Consider the following 18183-nt stretch of genomic DNA (forward strand, 5'->3'; position numbering starts at 1 on the left):
GATTAATCTTGAGGTGTAGAAGCCGCGATTAATGTCTCGCGGGTGACCGCATGACGGGGGACATCAGCGGTTATTCGGCCATCGGCCATCACCAGAATACGGTCCGCCAGCGCCATCACTTCGTCCAGCTCTGATGAAGAGAACATCACAGCCAATCCTTGCTGCGCCATTTTACCAATAAGGTGATACACGTCGGTTTTCGCACCCACATCAATGCCTCGGGTGGGTTCATCAAGGAAGACCACCTGCGGTTGCGTCATTAATGCTTTACCCAGCACCACTTTTTGCTGATTACCACCGCTTAATGAGGTGATAGGCAGTTCGGGATCGCTCACTTTGATAGCCAGTTGCTGGATCATTGCCTTCACACTGGACTGCTCTTTGTGCGGGTTCAGCCATTTCCAGGCACGGCGAAAGCCTTGCAGGCTGAAGTCAGACAGCGTCATGTTGGACTGAATCGACATCATCTGAACAACGCCTTCGCCCTGACGGTCTTCAGGCACCAACGCCAGCCCCTTTTTAAGACGTGACTGAAAATGGGCTTTATCAATGCATTCGCCGTTAAGCTGCACGCTCCCACTCTGGCAGGGCATAAGTCCCACCAGACCTTTGAACAGTTCCGTGCGTCCAGCGCCCAGCAGACCATAGATTCCGATGACTTCGCCTTTACTGAGGCTAAACGTCACGTCATTAAGCTTATAGCCGCCGCTCGGATGAAGGGCTGTGAGACCCTGTACGGATAGAACCGTTTCACCTTTTGGTGCGGGTTGATAATCAAAATGTTTTTTCTTGTCACCCACCATTTGTTCAATGATCCACGGAATACTGGCATCATTGACTGGGCGTTCGCTGATAAAACGACCGTCGCGGAAAATCGTGATGTAATCACCAATTTCCATCAACTCTTCCAGACGGTGAGATATATAGATGATGGTGACACCGCGCCGTTTAAGTTGCTCAATGACGTTAAACAACACTTTCACCTCAGACTGGCTGAGTGCGGAGGTTGGTTCATCCATGATTAAAACGCGGGTATCTTTGGAGAGCGCACGAGCAATTTCGACCAGTTGCTGATGACCGATCCCTAGTTCCTCCAGAGGTGTATATGGATCAACATCCAGCTCGAGTCTTTCCAGTAAGGATTTTGCCAGTGCGTACTGGTATTTTTCGTTGATTTTCCCTTTTTGAAAGAACTCGTTAGCCATGAAAATATTATCCATGACATTCATGTTTGGAAATAAATTCAACTCCTGAAAAATAATGCTGATACCCAGTTTTTCGGCCTGATGGGTCGAATTTAATGTGACGGGTATGCCATCCATAATAATTTGTCCGGAAGAGGGGCTTTCGACACCAGCAAGCATTTTCATCATGGTGGACTTACCAGCACCATTTTCTCCGATCAGCACGTTTACTTTATTCCGATATACCCGGTAGTTGACGCTATCTAATGCCACTACCCCAGGGTAAACACGCGATAAATCGTGTGTTTCGATAATAACTTCAGATTCGACGGAATGAGGAGTGACGATATCTTGCTGCTGCATGTTATTGTCCTCCTACAGATTCAATTTTCGCTGGTGTAATAACCGGGATGGATTTTGGTATCTCCCACTCAGAAAAAACACCATAAACGTGTACTGATTCTCCGGTTTTAAGCTGCGCAGATTGGATCATCTTTATTGCTTGTTCGTTAATTCCTCGACCATATTCACCAAATAATACCTGGTCATTGAAATCACTATAACTTGTGCCTTTAAAGGCATCGCGTAATTGCGTACCGCGCAGCGTCGGACCAATCTGCACAATAATGCTGTTGCCGCTTTTATCGGCGATAGTCATTTTTCCACTACGAGAGGCGGTATCAAGATTGCTAATTTTTCCTTCTACTTGTACGTAAAAGATGCAGGGATTCTCTTCCTGAGAACGGTAGCCGAGATTTTTACAGGCGCTATCAAAATCTTTTTCAGCATGCAAGGCCATTAATAAATCGGCCACCGGACGAGCCTGCCCGACAATTTGCGGAACAATTTTGTTTTGCCACGTTTGATCAATATTGGCCATGTGTGGATTCGGTGGCGACTTGAGGTCCGCAAGTTCCTGCTGCGAGACGATGCGGCATCCGCCCACGGTCAACAAGGCCAGCGCAAGCCAGGCTTTTTTAGACATAATGTTCTCCTCTGCGCCTCCTGAGAGGCGCAACAACCCGGGATCAGGACTTGATATTGAAATCCTGCACTTTATCTGCGTTTTCTTTAGTGATAAGAATTCCGCGGAACATGACGCGTTGCTTTTCGGGTTTTATGCCTTTTTGCAGGTAGTTATCCAGATCGGTAACCCCTTGTGCTGCGATAGCCTGAGCCTGGAGCATGACGGTTGCCTGTAGAGTGCCTGCTTTCACCGCATCACGTTCGTCGTTGCTGCCGTCGATACCGACCACTACCACGTCGCTGCGGTTCGCCGCTTTTAATGCAGCAATAGCGCCCAGTGCAACAGGACCGTTACCGCAGATGATACCTTTCACGTCCGGGTGGGCCTGTAGGATGCTGTCCATAATACGTTTACCGTCGATAAGCGTACCTTTGGCATCCTGTCTGGCGACACTAACCATATCCGGGAACTGATCAATAACCTGGTGGAAGGATTTGGAGCGCGTAACACAATTATTATCCGCAAGGTTACACGTCAGTTCAGCATATTTACCTTTTTCGCCCATCTTCTCGACGAAAATATTTGCAACTTCGGAACCCGCCTGGAAGTTATTGTGGGTAATTTGCACCAGTGCAACATCATCAACGGGAATTTCACGGTTGATTAATATGACGGGAATTCCAGCTTTTTTCGCTTTTTCAATTGCCGCGACGCTGGCCGTTGAATCTGCATTATCCAGAACGATACCCTGGACTTTTTTGCCGATTGCCGTATCAATCAATTCATTCTGTTTTTTCACATCTTCACTGTGCGACAAAATTGTGGTTTTGTAGCCCAGTTCCTTGGCTTTTTCACTGGCACCTTTTGCTTCTGAGGCGTAATACGGGTTATCCAGTGAATTCACCATAATCATGATTGTCCCTTTTTCCGCTGCATGAGCAGTAAAAGACAAAGCAGTCAGGGTTGCAGCAGTTAACAGCGTTAAACGTAATTTCATGACAATGTTCTCTCTGTGTTGTTATTGTCGGGTACGGTGAAACAACGTAAAGCTTGAATTTCTTATGGTCCGGTGTCCTCCTGTATGTGTGGTAAATAACGTCGCGCGTTTTCCCAGGTGAGGCATCAGGCGGACGGGGCCGGTTTCCATAATGTTCTGTTTACCGCATGGCGCCATTCCTGCCATCTTTTTTGCAACCGATGATGGCGATCCATGTCGGGTTGAAATGTGCTATGTACGGTTAAAAAAGCTTTTAAATCAGTCAGTGAGCCAGGGTAAAGCGCTTTACGCGCCAGTAATGCCGCGCCAATGGCGGAAAGTTCTGGCACATCGCTACGCATAACCGGATAACCAAGCAAGTCTGCCTGGTATTGCATTAGCCAGTCGTTTTTGGTGGGGCCACCGTCAACCATTAATGCAGTTAACTTGAAATCATCGTGCTGCTGCATGGCAACTACAACATCGGCGATTTGATAGGTAATCGACTCAAGTGCGGCACGAATGAGATGTGCTCGTTTAACTCCCCGACTGAGTCCGCAGATGACTCCACGGGCACTATCATCCCACCACGGTGCGCCAAGCCCGGTCAGTGCTGGCACAAAATAAACGCCGAGGGTTGAATCAACGGAGGCGGGAAGGGTGTTGAGTTCGTAGGTCAGTTCGGCATCCGAAAGTTCGCTCAGACCCGTACTGTCTGCCATCCATGCCACCGCATCACCCGTGTGCGGGATATTGCCTTCCAGTCCGTATATGATGCTGTTTCCATCGTGCCAGGCGATGGTGGTAGCCAGTGCGTCAATATCACATTGGGCTGATTTGACCGGCGCCATCACCGATGACCCGGTACCGTAAGTTGCTTTAACGCATCCCATTTCGCCAAGAGCATGGCCAAACAGAGCGGCATGTGAGTCACCCACCATCGACATCACAGGAATGCCGTCTGGGATGCCATTGAGTCCACGAGTATGACCAAATAATCCACTGGAGGGTTTTATTTCCGGTAAGGCGGCGCGCGGAATGTGGAAGAGTGCCAGCATGGCTTCATCCCACTCTCCAGAGTGCAGGTTTAGCAACTGTGTGCGGGCGGCATTGGAATAGTCACAGCAGAAGGCTTCACCAGCGGTTAAATTCCATAGCAACCAACTGTCGATCGTTCCCAGGCAAATTTGTCCCTGCGCAGCCAGCTGTGGGCCATCGGTCACGGATTCCAGTAGCCAGCGCATTTTTGATGCGGAGAAAAGTGGTGCGATTGGCAGACCAGTGGTTGATTTTATTAGTTGTTCTTTATTTTCATGCCGCAGTTCCTCGCAGTAAGCCGCACTGCGCGTACATTGCCAGGTGATTGCGGAATTTAGCGGTCTGCCAGTCTGGCGATACCAGCCTATGGCGGTTTCACGCTGATTACTGATAGCCAGTGCTGCGACGTTTTCAGCACCAACATGATTCACAGCTTTGGCAATGACACCAATAGAAGCATCAATCAACACCTCGCCAGATTGTTCAACCCAGCCATCCCGAGGGGTCTGAATCGCCAGTGGCTGAGAAAACTTTGCCACCACATTGCCCTGTGCATCAAGCGCAACCGCTTTGGCGTTAGTTGTGCCTTCATCCAGCGCAATGATGAACTCTTTCTTCGCTGCACACATAGATTATCTCCTGAGTCACATTGCGTCCCGGTTTGGAGGATAAAGCCCCCTCATTGTCGCGTCATTACTACATCAGGCCTGGCTGTGACATCGTTTTTCAATTATTGAATATATATTCGGTAGTGATTATTTATTTTATACCTTAGCCACAATCTTTCCGTTGGGCTACAGAAAAAATCATCAATTGTGCTGAGAATCACACTTACACAGACGGGACAATAACAGAAAGAAGAGTAAATTAAGGCGAGGTGAAACCTTTCAGTCTATTGAAATATATGGATTTTAGTCACAGCCTTTGCTTTTTATCTTTCGTGCAAAGGCTATCAGCGAATTGAGGATCAGGAGGTGACCAGCATGCGGGCCGTAGGATAGTCGGTAATGAGCACGTCGATATAACCTCCGTTCAACGCCCCTTTAATTGCCGCGACTTTGTCTGTACCGCCAGCAAGCGCCACGACATTCGGGCATTTTTTTACCTTGTCCAGGGCCATGCCAATCACTGGATCTTCGTCATCTTGCAATACCGGCTGGCCCTTGTTGTCGTAGTAATGCAGGCAAATGTCTCCGACCGCGCCGCGATCTGCCAGTACCTGCAACATATCTTCGTGGTAGTAGTTGCCTGATGTTTTCAGCAATTGGGACGGTTCGAGGATCCCGACGCCAACAATGGCGATGTCTACATTATCAAAGCGTGAAATCACATCGGCGACATCTTTGCTGGCAACGAGACGGTTTTTCTCTTCAACCGAGCCTTCGATACTCTGCGAAGGAAGCAGCCAGGCTTCACAATTCAGATGTTGTGCCAGCGTCTGCGTCAGAATTGTGGCCTGTACGTTGCCGTTGGGACCCACGCCGCCCAACAATTGAATTACGCCGCCGGCCTTCAGGTTCTGCGTATGGACTTCATCCACCATCGCTCGGATAGTCGAACTCCATGAGGAAACGCCCACCAGATCTTTGGGGCGCAGCCGGGTTTCCAGATAGTGGGCTGCGGCAGAACCAATGGCGCGTTTGATGGTGTGGTCGCTGGCATCCTCTTCGGTATCAACCACAATGGCCTGCTTAATGCCGTAACGTTCCTCGATCCCTTTTTCAAGATTCAGGAAGATATTTGAGGGCTGGACAACGCTGATTTTCACCACCCCTTCTTTCTGACAGCGGGTGATGGCGCGGGAGATAAACGACTGAGAAAGCGAGAGAAGTTGAGCAATATCGGACTGTTTGCGTCCTTCAAGATAGTAAAGGGTAGCGATTTTAACCAATAGCCGTTGTTCGTCCTGCTTAGCCATATATTTCCTCGAAAATCATTTACGTACCGCTATTATCTTAATGCGTTTTATCATACGCGAAAATTGAAGACAGGTAAGTGTGATAAAGCTCTAACTTTAACCAATCCTCCAAAACAGCTATGGACAAATACGAAAATTAGGTTGCATAATTGAATAAAGAATCATTTGTGAATATATATTCATGGTGGTTACAGGTCAACTTATTATTACCAGCGTCAGTGTGGTCGCGGTAAGGAGGCAGAATGTTCCTGAGTATGATACAACGGCGTAAGCCTGAAGATGTGACGTATGGGAAATTCTGGTTTTTTTAGTCCCATGCGGAATAAATATTCCATATTGAAAATAAATTCAGAGGTGCTAAATGAATCCCTGGAACTATGATATCCAGACTCTTGAGCGCAAAGCGCGGGCGGTTCGCCGTCACATCGTTAGATTAAATGCTAACAGCCCTGCGGGTGGGCATACTGGTGCGGACTTGTCTCAAGTTGAGCTGTTGACGGCACTCTATTTTCGTATACTCAATGTCGCTCCGGAGCGTATCGCTGATGAGGCTCGGGATATCTACATCCAGTCTAAAGGTCACGCGGTAGGCTGTTACTACTGCGTTCTGGCGGAGGCGGGTTTTTTTCCCGTTGACTGGCTGGAAACCTATCAACATGCCAATTCCCATCTTCCCGGACACCCGGTGCGCCAGAAAACGCCGGGTATTGAGCTGAATACCGGTGCTCTGGGCCACGGTTTACCTGTTGCGGTGGGACTGGCTCTGGCTGCGAAGAAAAGTAACAGTTCACGCCGCATCTTTTTAATCACAGGCGATGGCGAACTGGCCGAAGGAAGTAACTGGGAAGCGGCGCTGGCTGCTGCTCATTATGGCCTCGATAACCTGATCATTATTAATGACAAGAACAATCTTCAATTAGCCGGACCGACTCGCGAAATCATGAATACCGATCCGCTTGCCGCAAAATGGCAGGCATTTGGTATGACGGTGACTGAGTGTCAGGGGAATGATATGGCGTCGGTTGTCGCCACGCTGGAAGGACTTAAGCAGGATGGCAAACCTAACGTCATCATTGCCAATACCACGAAAGGCGCGGGTATATCTTTTATCCAGGGGCGCCCTGAATGGCACCATCGGGTGCCAAAAGGTGAAGAGATCGAACTGGCTCTGGAGGAATTAAAAGATGAGTAATGCAGAACACCTCGCGAACGTCATGGTTCAGGCGTTCATTGATGCAGTGGAACAAGGTGTTGACCTGGTGCCGGTCGTAGCGGACTCGACATCAACCGCGAAAATTGCTCCTTTTATAAAGCAGTTTCCCGGTCGCCTGGTCAACGTAGGTATTGCCGAACAAAGCATGGTTGGAACGGCGGCAGGACTTGCACTTGGCGGTAAGGTCGCCGTCACCTGTAACGCTGCGCCATTTCTTATCTCCCGTGCCAATGAGCAAATTAAAGTCGATGTTTGCTACAACAATACCAATGTGAAGCTATTCGGTCTTAATGCTGGTGCCAGCTATGGCCCGCTGGCGAGCACTCACCATTCGATCGATGATATTGCCATTATGCGAGGCTTCGGCAATATCCAGATTTTCGCCCCATCTTCGCCACGAGAGTGCCGACAGATTATCGATTATGCGATTGGCTATCAGGGACCGGTATATATTCGTCTTGATGGAAAAGCTCTGCCGGAACTTCATGACGAGAGTTACCGTTTTGTTCCGGGGGCGGTGTTGACGCTGCGTGAGGGGGAGCATGTGGCGCTGGTGGCAACGGGCTCGACAGTTCATGAAATTGTTGATGCCGCCGCGCTGTTGGCTGACGCGGGAATTCAGGCGAAGGTGGTCAGTGTGCCTTCAATTCGCCCCTGCGATACCAAAGCCCTGTTATCTGCGTTACAAGGCTGTAAAGCGGTGATTACCGTGGAAGAGCATAATATTAATGGCGGGTTGGGAAGCCTGGTGGCCGAAGTGCTGGCAGAGGCCGGAATGGGGGCAATTTTGAAGCGTTTAGGCATCCCGGATGGGGAGTACGCGGCGGCGGCGGATCGAGGCTGGTTACGCCAGCACCATGGCTTTGACGCCGCAGCCATCGCGGCTCTGGCCCGCGAACTGCTTTGAATTCTATATTGTTGCCAGTGTGATTACAGCGTTGTCCGAAAAACGCCATTGCACACGATACGTTTGGTGGTGCGCGCGGAGGATCATCTGGTTATGCTGTAACACCACGATTTGATATTGCGTAAACCCGACGTCTGCTTGTCTTGATGTCCGGGTTGCTTTAAAAGCGCTCTCTTTGGCGGAAAACGCCAGGGTGAGCGCCTGTTCAATAGACAAGCCGCTGTTTGCCAACAATTCTTTCTCAGCATGAGTGACAATGCTACTTGCCAGTTCGGTTGCCGTTTGTGGCGTAAAAATGGCTTCTATGTCAATACCCACCGGCTGTCTTGATACCACCGCCAGCGCAGTTGATGCGCTATGGCTGATACTGCCAAACAGCCCCTGCGGCCATACCGGTTGGCGTTGTGTACCGATGCCGGGTACCGTTTTAAGGCCAAATTCGCGCAAAGCGTGTACTGCGGCGATCCGCCCTGCTAAGTGTTCAGCTTTACGCTTGCGTCCGCTGGACAGAAGCTGGGCGTGGTGGGGGAGCCAGAGCAGATCGTGGTCATGGCAGCTGGCGGGATCAAACTCGACAAAATGCAGCGCGTGGTCGGCGAAGGGAAGCGATGTGTGTGTTGTACGCATGGTTGTGTATCGTTTCCCTCTCCCCGTCGCGAGGAGAGGGAACAACGCTATCAGAAGTGGGTGTTAACGCTCATATACCACGTACGACCCGGTTCGTTATAGGTGTACGCGCCAGCGCCCGCCATATAATAGCCAGTCTTGTTGTCGCTGGTGGTCTGGGCATTACCTTCACGCCACAGACGTTTGTCGAAGACGTTATCCACGCCGCCGGTCAGGCTGACGTTTTTCGTCACATCCCAGGTCGCGCTCAGGCCGACGATGCTGTACGGACTCACTTCCTGGGCTGAACTGCCGGTTACTGGTTTACCCTGGTAATCATATTTCTTCGGCTGCTGTTTGCCGTACCAGGTAAAGGTGGATTGCAGTGACAAATCTTCACGCGCCTGCCAGCTCAGCGTTGAGTTCAGCGTGTATTCAGGAATAATCGACAAGCGTTCGCCGGTCTCTTTATTCTTACTTTGCAGCATGTAAGTGATGTTGTTGGTCCAGGTAACGGTTTCGCTAACCGGTACGTTCAACGTCCCTTCCAGGCCTTCTACCACAGCTTTAGGTACGTTTTCCCACTGATAGATATCGGTGTAGGTTGTTGTTTCTTTACCCGTAGTCGGGTTTTTCTGGGTAATTGACGTTCTGCTTAGCGGTACAGTCCCCGCTTCGATCTTGTTACGGTAATCGTTGCGGAACCAGGTTACGCCGGCCAGCCAACCGTCACGTTTGAACTCCAGACCAATCTCTTTGTTGATACTGGTTTCGGCCTTCAGGTCATCGTTGCCCATCATGTAGCAACCAATGCCCGTCGCAGAACCGGTGGCATAGCAACCCTGGCCTTTGCTGTACAGAATATAGTTCGGGTTAGTCTGGTACAGGCTAGGTGCTTTATAGGCCCGTGCGATACCCATTTTCAGCGTAAAGTCGTCGCCCAGACCTTGGGACAGGTTCAGGGACGGGCTCCAGTTGTCGCCAACGACGCTGTGGTGGTCGAAGCGCAGACCCGGCGTCAACATGGTGCTGTCGGTCAGCTCCATGTTGTTTTCAGCAAACAGGGAGAAAATTTCAGCCTGTGAATATGGGCTACGATCGGTGCTGCTGGCACCAGGTATGTTCCCGCCCATAAAGGTCTGGGTATTGGAACTCATGTCTTTCATACGCTGCTGGTTCCATTCGGTACCGAGCGTCAGGTTCTGGTTAACTAACAGGTCGAATGGAATGCTAATTTCGCTGTGCAGGGTGACATCCGCCAGGTCAGTGTCGGTAAATTGATTACTGTTAAATAACCCTTCAAGGCCACCTGCAAGACCTTCACCCAAACGGGAGTTACGGGTGTGTTCGTATTGCGCCCAGTTGCTGGTGGTAATGCCGTTGTCCCAGCCGCCGTTCCACGTCAGCGCATAGTTCTGGCGGTACATACGGTTGGTTTCTTTACCGTAGTATTTTTTCACCAGTCCGTTGGTTTTGTTATCGTTGTTGGTGTTTTGAGTGTCACCCGCATACAGGTTGCCCTGACGGCTGTAGCCGGCTTCAAACTCCAGCGATTGCATTGGGGCAAAATCCCAACGCAGCAGGCCGTTGATATCTTTGTTTTTAACCCCTTCACGACCCGCAGGCATCGTATCTGCGTAATCGCCCGTACGTGTTGACTGGTGACCGTCGTTAATGTCCCAGGCATCGGCCTGGGTTTTGTCGAGGTTACCGTTCAGGCGGAAGCTGAAATCTCCGCCCAGCGGTCCATTCAGACTAAAGTTGGTACGCTTGGTTGAACCTTCTTCTTTGTGTTCCGGGGCGTTGAAATAGGTATTCCAGGAACCATGCCACTCATCGCCGCCTTTCTTGGTGATGATGTTCACCACACCGCCAGCTGCGCCATTGCCATAGCGTGCTGCGGCAGGACCGCGCAGCACTTCAATACGTTCAATCATTTCCGGAGCAACCCAGGCGGTATCGCCACGAGTATCACGCTCGCCGCGCCAGCCCTGACGCACGGAGTTACGGCTGGTAACCGGTTTACCGTCGATCAAAATCAGAGTGTTTTCTGGCCCCATGCCGCGAATATCGATCTGGCGGTTGTTGCCGCGCTGACCGCTGGTTGAGTTACCGGTCAGGTTAACGCCAGGCATGGTACGGATGATTTCCGACACATCGCGAGCGGGAGGGTTCTTACGAATTTCATCAGCGGTAATGGTTGAAACGCCCGGCGCCTGCAGGTTCTGCTGGGCGGCGGTAACGACGATGGTGTCTTCATGAGAGACAGCGACGCTATCGGTTTGATCTTCTGCCATTGCTGGCAGGGCTACCCCGTAAATCCCTAAATTGACCAATAAGGCCAGTGAATGAATCTTGTTGTTCATTGTATGTCCTGCTGTTCTTTTAGCCACGAGTACCAATGTGCCGTGGTGCGGCATTTGGCCTGATGTCGCCCGCATCTGCGTAAACTATCCATTCCAGAAAAAGTACGCAGCGCCAGGTCGGTTTATAAGTGGTGAAAAACTGTACGCGCTTCCCACAGCGCGACAATACGCTATTGCAAATGCAAATAGTTATCAATAATATTATCAATATATTTCACGCTAGATCATAAAATTTCACAATAAACATGGGGTTATGGCTGTGACGACGTTAAAGATGGGAAGCGAGGCGTGGTGGCAGTCGAAAAAAGGCCCGGAGTGGGAGCGTGAAGATAACGGAAATTATCGGGTAACCTTCTGGTGGCGTGACCCGCAGGGAACGGAAAATGAGTCAGCCATTCATCGCGTTTGGGTTTATATCACCGGCGTCACCGACCACCATCAAAATGCCACCCCTCAGTCGATGCGACGCATTGATGGAACAAATGTTTGGTGCTGGAGTGTTTCCCTCAGCGCTAACTGGCGTGGCAGTTACTGTTTTATCCCAACAGAGCGCAACGATATCTTCTCCTCGCTGGCGGCGGATGCTGCGCCTGACCGAAGCATACTGCGTGAAGGCTGGCGGCAATTGCTGCCACAGGCCATTGCTGATCCCCTTAATCCGCAGAGCTGGCGGGGCGGTCGTGGCCACGCGGTGTCTGCGCTGGAAATGCCGGAGGCACCCGTACAGCCAGGATGGGATCGACCTGAACCCCCAAAATCCCCCGCAGTGTGCCTGCAATGGCATAGCGCCAGGCTCGGCAATACGCGTCGCGTATGGGTGTTTACCGCCGGTGATGCTCAACCCGAAACGCGTCCGTTGGCTATCCTGCTGGACGGACAGTTTTGGGCACAGAGTATGCCGGTCTGGCCTGCGTTGACTTCACTCACGCATCGCGGACACCTTCCTTCTGCCGTTTATCTCCTGATTGATGCCATTGATACGGCTCACCGCAGCCATGAGCTACCGTGTAATGCGGATTTTTGGTTGGCGGTGCAGGAGGAGCTATTACCACTGGTGAAGACAACGACCGCGTTTAGTGACGATCCGCAGCGCACCGTGGTGGCTGGGCAAAGTTTTGGCGGGTTGTCATCGCTGTATGCTGGACTGAACTGGCCCGCGCGCTTTGGCTGTGTGCTTAGCCAGTCGGGCTCTTACTGGTGGCCGCATCGTGGTGGTCATCAGGACGGGGCGATCGTCGAGCAACTGAAGACCGGGACCGTCAGCGCTCAGGGGCTGCGTATTGTCCTGGAAGCGGGGATCCGCGAGCCCATTATTTATCGCGCTAATCAGGCGCTATATGCCCAGTTACCTTCTGCACCACAGTCTATTTTCTGGCGTCAGGTTGATGGCGGACACGATGCGCTTTGCTGGCGCGGCGGTCTGATGCAAGGGCTAATGACGCTCTGGCAACCGCTTACCGACACGATTTAACCGGACGATGTTCCACGACAGGAGTTGAGTATGGAATTCAGTAACCCCTTCGATAATCCGCAGGGCCAGTTTTACATTCTGCAAAATCCCCAACGTCAGTTTAGCCTTTGGCCGCAGCAGTGCTCGCTTCCTGCTGGCTGGCAAATTGCTTGCGAACCCCAATCCCAGGAAGCCTGCCAACAATGGCTGGAAGCAAACTGGACCACGCTTACGACCGCGAACTACGTCGATGTGCAGGAGGCTCCATGACTCAGCGTTTACCGTTAGTGGCGGCTCAGCCGGGGATCTGGATGGCGGAAAAACTCTCCACATTGCCCTCGGCGTGGAGCGTGGCGCACTACGTAGAGTTAACTGGCGAACTGGACGCGTCGTTGCTGGCGAAAGCCGTTGTGGCGGGCCTGGAGCAGGCCGATACACTGCGGATGCGGTTTAGCGAAGATAACGGTGAGATCTGGCAATGGGTGGATTCTGCGCTCGCCTTTGCGCAACCTGAAATTATCGACTTGCGCGCAAAATCCAATCCACATGAGGCGGCGCGTGCGTTGATGCAGGCAGACCTGCAGCAGGACATACGTGCTGATGGCAATAAGCCGCTGGTTTTTCACCTGCTTATACAGGTGGGAGAAAAGCGTTGGTATTGGTATCAGCGCTACCATCATTTGCTGGTCGATGGCTTCAGTTTTCCGGCCATTACCCGCCAGATAGCCGCAATTTATCGCGCATGGCTACACGGCGAGCCTACGCCAGACTCGCCTTTTACGCCGTTCGCCGAGGTGGTGGAAGAGTATCAACAGTACCGTCAAAGCGATGCCTGGCAACGAGACGGCGCTTTCTGGAGCGAGCAGCGAAAGCAACTCCCGCCTCCTGCTTCGCTGTCGAACAATCCGTTGCCGGGACGATCGGCCAGCGCGGATATTATTCGTATGAAGTTAACCGCGCCTGAAGGGGCGTTTCGTCGGCTTGCGGCACGTATGCCTGACGTTCAGCGTGCGGATCTGGCCCTCGCGCTGGTGGCATTGTGGCTGGGACGTTTATGCAGCCGAATGGATTATGCCGCCGGGTTTATCTTTATGCGGCGCATGGGGTCGGCGGCGTTGACCTCCACTGGTCCGGTTTTAAACGTACTGCCATTTGGTGTGAGGCTGGATGCGGCAGAAAGCTTGCCTGCGCTTGCACAACGACTGGCCGGACAGTTGAAGAAAATGCGTCGGCATCAACGTTATGATGCCGAACAAATCGTTCGCGACAGCGGGCGTGCAGCCGGTGCCGAGCCGCTGTTTGGCCCGGTGCTGAACGTGAAAATATTCGACTATCAGCTGAATATTCCCGGTGTTCAGGCGCAAACCCACACGCTGGCGACAGGACCGGTGAACGATCTTGAGCTGGCGTTATTCCCGGATGAAAACGGTGGGCTGAGTATTGAAATTCTGGCCAATAAACAGCGCTACGATGCAGAAACGCTGGCGCAGCATGCCTCGCGTTTAATCGGGCTTATCGAGCAGTTTGCCGACAATCCGGCGCTATGCTGCGGCGACGCCGGGATGCTGTTGCCAACAGAACATGAGCGGCTGGCGAAGATTAATGACACCACCGTCGAGATCCCGTCCACTACGCTGAGCGCGCTGGTGGCACAGCAGGCCGATAAAACGCCGGATGCCCCGGCGTTGGCCGATGCCCGCTATCAGTTTAGCTATCGCGAAATGCGCCAGCAGGTCGTGGCACTGGCGAGCCTTTTGCGTGCACGCGGCGTCAAGCCTGGCGACAGCGTCGCCGTGGCATTACCGCGTTCCGTGTTCCTGACGCTGGCGCTGCACGGTATCGTTGAAGCCGGTGCAGCCTGGCTGCCGTTGGATACCGGATACCCGGACGATCGCCTGCGGATGATGCTCGAAGACGCGAAGCCAAAATTGTTGATCGCGACCAATGAGCAACTGGCGCGCTTTAGCGATATTCCTGGGCTGGAAAGTCTGTGCTATGACTCGCCCCTGCCAGCAGAAGATGCTGATTCGCTGGCACTATCTCAGCCCAATCATACTGCCTATATCATTTTTACTTCCGGTTCTACCGGTAGACCAAAAGGGGTGATGGTTGGGCAAACCGCCATCGTTAACCGTCTGCTGTGGATGCAAAATCACTATCCGCTGACCGCAGATGATGTGGTGGCGCAAAAAACACCGTGCAGTTTTGACGTCTCGGTATGGGAGTTTTTCTGGCCGTTTATTGCCGGGGCAAAGCTGGTAATGGCAGAACCTGAGGCGCACCGCGACCCGCTGGCGATGCAGCAGTTCTTTGCCCGTTATGGGGTGACGACCACGCACTTTGTTCCCTCTATGTTGGCCGCTTTTGTCGCTTCACTGACGCCGGAAACCGCGCGGGAGAGTTGTGCCTCGCTGAAACGGGTATTTTGCAGCGGCGAAGCCTTGCCTGCAGATTTATGCCGTGAGTGGGAACGGTTAACTCATGCGCCACTGCACAATTTGTACGGACCAACGGAAGCGGCGGTTGATGTGAGCTGGTATCCGGCCTGGGGGGAAGACCTTGCTGCTGTAACCGGCAACAGCGTGCCGATTGGCTATCCGGTATGGAATACCGGTTTACGTATTCTGGATGCCATGATGCGCCCGGTGCCTTTCGGCGTGGCTGGTGACTTATATCTGACGGGGATCCAACTGGCGCAAGGTTATCTGGGCCGTCCGGATCTGACCGCAAGCCGCTTTATCGCCGATCCGTTTAACGCTGGCGAACGCATGTATCGTACCGGAGATGTGGCGCGCTGGCTGGAAAATGGCGCGGTGGAATACCTCGGGCGCAGCGATGACCAGCTTAAAATTCGCGGACAACGCATTGAGCTCGGCGAGATTGACCGGGTGATGCAGCAGTTGCCTGATGTCGAGCATGCCGTTGCCCACGCCTGCGTATTCAACCAGGCGACGGCGACAGGCGGCGATGCGCGTCAACTGGTGGGGTATCTGGTGTCACAATCGGGTTTACCGCTGGATACGTCCGCGTTGCGGGAAAAGCTGCGTGAAAAACTGCCTGCGCATATGGTGCCGACGGTTTTGTTGCAGCTGGCGGAGCTGCCGCTTAGCGCGAACGGTAAACTGGATCGTAAAGCGCTGCCGATGCCGCAGTTGACGTCGCGTACTTCCGGGCGCGCACCGCGAGCAGGGACTGAAACCACCATCGCGCAGTCTTTTGCGGCTTTGCTGGGTTGCGAGGTTAATGACGTGGCGGCAGACTTCTTTGCGCTTGGCGGACATTCGTTGCTGGCGATGAAGCTGGCGGCACAGTTGAGCCGGGTTTTTGAGCGTCAGGTGACGCCGGGGCAGATTATGGTGGCCTCTACCGTTGAACAACTGAGTGCTCTACTGGAGAGCACTGATGATGAGCAGTCGCAACATATGGGATTTGAGGCACTGCTGCCGCTGCGTGAAAGTCACGGCCCAACGCTGTTCTGTTTCCATCCGGCGTCGGGTTTTGCCTGGCAGTTTAGCGTGCTGTCGCGATATCTCAGCCCGCAGTGGTCGATTATAGGTCTTCAGTCGCCACGACCGGATGGGCCTATGCAGACGGCAGAAAACCTCGACGCGGTATGCGAACATCATCTGGCAACGTTGCTCAGTCAACAGCCTCACGGACCTTACTATTTATTAGGTTATTCGCTGGGTGGGACGCTGGCACAGGGGATCGCCGCGCGCTTACATGCCAGAGGAGAGACCGTTGCATTCCTCGGACTGTTGGATACCTGGCCGCCGGAAACGCAAAACTGGCAAGAAAAAGAGGCCAATGGGTTGGATCCAGCGGTACTGGCGGAGATCGAGCGTGAACGCGAAGCGTTTCTGGCGGCGCAGCAGGGGAATGCGTCAGAGGCTTTATTTAACGCAATCGAAGGCAACTATGCCGATGCGGTTCGCCTGCTCACCACGGCACACAGCGTGCCGTTTGCAGGTCACGCTACGCTGTTCGTTGCTGAGCGCACGTTAGTACCGGGTGTCAGTCCTGAACGCAGCTGGTCTCCGTGGATATCCAGTCTGGATGTTTACCGCCAGGATTGCGCGCATGTTGATATTATTTCCCCTGCCTCATTTGAGGCGATAGGGCCTGTAATAAATGCACTGATTAATAAATCTGTGCAACAAGACGAATATTGCTATCGCGGTGATCAAACAATTCCATAATGTAAATAACATGTTATGGAATTGTTCTTTTTTATGCGATACAAGGTGATGAAAGGGGTGAATAAATTCCGAATATAATTTTTGGTAGGGCGACAAGCACAAAGAGTGTTTCGGATAATTCTGACTAGCTGATAGACTTCTCCCACAGGAATGTTTTTCTTTTAGGAAAGTTTTCAGGTCACGCAACATGTCATCATTAAATATAAAGCAAGATAACGTTTCGGAATTTACTGGGTATCCTCAGCCAACGGCAAACGCAAATGAAATCGATTTAGTGAATCTAATCGAAATCTTATGGCGTGCAAGAACGAAAATTATAGCGACCGTTTTCGCCTTTGCTTGTGTGGGTATTCTGGTCTCTTTTCTGCTGCCACAAAAATGGACCAGTCAGGCGATCGTGACGCCGGCGGAAGCGGTTCAATGGCAGGGATTAGAGAATACGCTGACCAAATTGCGCGTGCTGGATATGGATATTAGCGTTAGCCGTGGTGATGTGTTTAACCTGTTTATCAAAAAATTCCAGTCGCCTTCATTGTTAGAAGAATATCTGCGCTCTTCGCCTTACGTAATGGATCAATTGGAAGGTGCTGATATCGACGAAATGGAGTTGCATCAGGCAATTGTCAGGCTCAGTGAGAAAATGAAAGCGGTTGATACTAACCTAGGTAAGAAGAACGAAACTTCGCTGTATACCTCATGGACACTGAGTTTTACCGCACCTCAGGCCGAAGAAGCCCAGTCAGTGCTGAAGGGATATATCCAGTATATTTCTGCCCTTGTGGTGAAAGAAACGCTGGAAGATATTCGCAATAAATTGTCCATCAAAACCAGTTATGAAAAAGAGAGACTGGAGATGGATCGCGTCAGGCTCAAAAACCAGCTGGAAGCAAATATCCAGCGACTGAACTACTCGCTGGAGATCGCTAATGCCGCCGGGATTAAAAAGCCGGTCTACAGTAATGGCCAGGCCGTGAAGGATGACCCCGATTTCTCTATTTCACTGGGTGCTGACGGCATCGAACGTAAATTAGAAATAGAAAAATCAGTAACGGATGTTGCTGAAATTAACGGTGAATTACGTAATCGCCAATATCACGTTGAGCAGCTGTTAGCGATGAATGTGGGTGACGTAACATTTACGCCGTTTAAATATCAACTTTCACCTTCGCTGCCGGTGAAAAAAGATGGTCCGGCTAAATCGATGATCGTTATTCTGGCCGCATTACTGGGGGGAATGGTGGCGTGTGGTGGTGTTCTGTTGAACCATGCCATGATGTCGCGTAAGCAAAAAATGACGTTTATTGATCAGCAACTGGTGTGATGAATTGTCGTATGGCGGCAAGCTGGCCGCCATACTGT

Annotated in this window: 13 protein-coding genes; 6 read left to right on the forward strand and 7 right to left on the reverse strand. The window is 51.8% G+C overall.

Going from position 1 to position 18183, the window contains the following annotated elements; all coding sequences use genetic code 11:
• Positions 1 to 2 precede the first annotated feature (2 nt).
• The 5 genes from OGY08_RS23295 to OGY08_RS23315 all read right to left on the reverse strand — a co-directional run bounded on the left by OGY08_RS23295 (position 3) and on the right by OGY08_RS23315 (position 6083).
• The gene (locus OGY08_RS23295; protein ID WP_057066476.1) at positions 3 to 1547 is read right to left on the reverse strand and encodes a sugar ABC transporter ATP-binding protein; all 1545 of its coding nucleotides are present in this window, start codon (positions 1545 to 1547) and stop codon (positions 3 to 5) included.
• Position 1548: 1 nt separating this feature from the next.
• A complete protein-coding gene (locus OGY08_RS23300) occupies positions 1549 to 2169 on the reverse strand; it encodes a DUF2291 family protein (RefSeq protein ID WP_100272793.1) in 621 nt (206 codons plus the stop codon).
• A 43-nt stretch (positions 2170 to 2212) separates the two neighbouring features.
• Positions 2213 to 3148, reverse strand: a complete 936-nt coding sequence (locus OGY08_RS23305) for a D-ribose ABC transporter substrate-binding protein (RefSeq protein WP_003831174.1) — start codon at positions 3146 to 3148, stop codon at positions 2213 to 2215.
• 125 nt (positions 3149 to 3273) lie between these two features.
• Entirely contained in the window at positions 3274 to 4794 is a 1521-nt protein-coding gene (locus tag OGY08_RS23310) for an FGGY family carbohydrate kinase (protein ID WP_003831175.1), read from the reverse strand.
• Between the two features lie 338 nt (positions 4795 to 5132).
• Positions 5133 to 6083 carry a sugar-binding transcriptional regulator gene (locus tag OGY08_RS23315; RefSeq protein ID WP_003831176.1) on the reverse strand — a complete coding sequence of 317 codons (951 nt, stop codon included), beginning with the start codon at positions 6081 to 6083 and terminating at the stop codon, positions 5133 to 5135.
• A 361-nt stretch (positions 6084 to 6444) separates the two neighbouring features.
• On the opposite strand from OGY08_RS23315, the gene OGY08_RS23320 reads away from it, so the two are divergent.
• Both OGY08_RS23320 and OGY08_RS23325 read left to right on the forward strand, forming a co-directional pair.
• The gene (locus OGY08_RS23320; protein ID WP_003831177.1) at positions 6445 to 7275 is read left to right on the forward strand and encodes a transketolase; all 831 of its coding nucleotides are present in this window, start codon (positions 6445 to 6447) and stop codon (positions 7273 to 7275) included.
• Complete coding sequence (locus OGY08_RS23325; RefSeq protein ID WP_003831178.1) at positions 7268 to 8203, forward strand: transketolase family protein; 936 nt, start codon at positions 7268 to 7270, stop codon at positions 8201 to 8203. Before OGY08_RS23320 ends, OGY08_RS23325 begins: the two co-directional genes overlap by 8 nt.
• Before the next feature lie 3 nt (positions 8204 to 8206).
• Here OGY08_RS23325 and entD read toward each other — a convergent pair whose 3' ends face one another.
• Both entD and OGY08_RS23335 read right to left on the reverse strand, forming a co-directional pair.
• Positions 8207 to 8830, reverse strand: coding sequence for an enterobactin synthase subunit EntD (gene entD / locus OGY08_RS23330; RefSeq protein ID WP_057066474.1), 624 nt, complete (start codon positions 8828 to 8830; stop codon positions 8207 to 8209).
• Positions 8831 to 8880: 50 nt separating this feature from the next.
• Complete coding sequence (locus tag OGY08_RS23335; RefSeq protein ID WP_057066473.1) at positions 8881 to 11175, reverse strand: TonB-dependent siderophore receptor; 2295 nt, start codon at positions 11173 to 11175, stop codon at positions 8881 to 8883.
• Between the two features lie 253 nt (positions 11176 to 11428).
• Between OGY08_RS23335 and fes the strand changes: the two genes are divergently transcribed.
• The 4 genes from fes (at position 11429) to wzz(fepE) (ending at position 18145) form a co-directional block, all read left to right on the forward strand.
• Positions 11429 to 12646, forward strand: a complete 1218-nt coding sequence (fes, locus tag OGY08_RS23340; RefSeq protein ID WP_057066472.1) for an enterochelin esterase — start codon at positions 11429 to 11431, stop codon at positions 12644 to 12646.
• A 30-nt stretch (positions 12647 to 12676) separates the two neighbouring features.
• The gene (locus OGY08_RS23345; protein ID WP_032941816.1) at positions 12677 to 12895 is read left to right on the forward strand and encodes an MbtH family protein; all 219 of its coding nucleotides are present in this window, start codon (positions 12677 to 12679) and stop codon (positions 12893 to 12895) included.
• Positions 12892 to 16824 carry an enterobactin non-ribosomal peptide synthetase EntF gene (gene entF, locus OGY08_RS23350; protein WP_286566702.1) on the forward strand — a complete coding sequence of 1311 codons (3933 nt, stop codon included), beginning with the start codon at positions 12892 to 12894 and terminating at the stop codon, positions 16822 to 16824. The genes OGY08_RS23345 and entF overlap by 4 nt, the downstream gene beginning before the upstream one ends.
• 187 nt (positions 16825 to 17011) lie before the next feature.
• On the forward strand, positions 17012 to 18145 hold the full coding sequence (gene wzz(fepE) / locus OGY08_RS23355) for an LPS O-antigen length regulator Wzz(fepE) (protein ID WP_057066470.1): 1134 nt from the start codon (positions 17012 to 17014) through the stop codon (positions 18143 to 18145).
• The last annotated feature ends 38 nt before the right edge of the window (positions 18146 to 18183 follow it).

This window comes from Citrobacter sp. Cpo069 (assembly GCF_030332785.1).
In the GTDB taxonomy this organism is placed as follows: domain Bacteria; phylum Pseudomonadota; class Gammaproteobacteria; order Enterobacterales; family Enterobacteriaceae; genus Citrobacter; species Citrobacter portucalensis.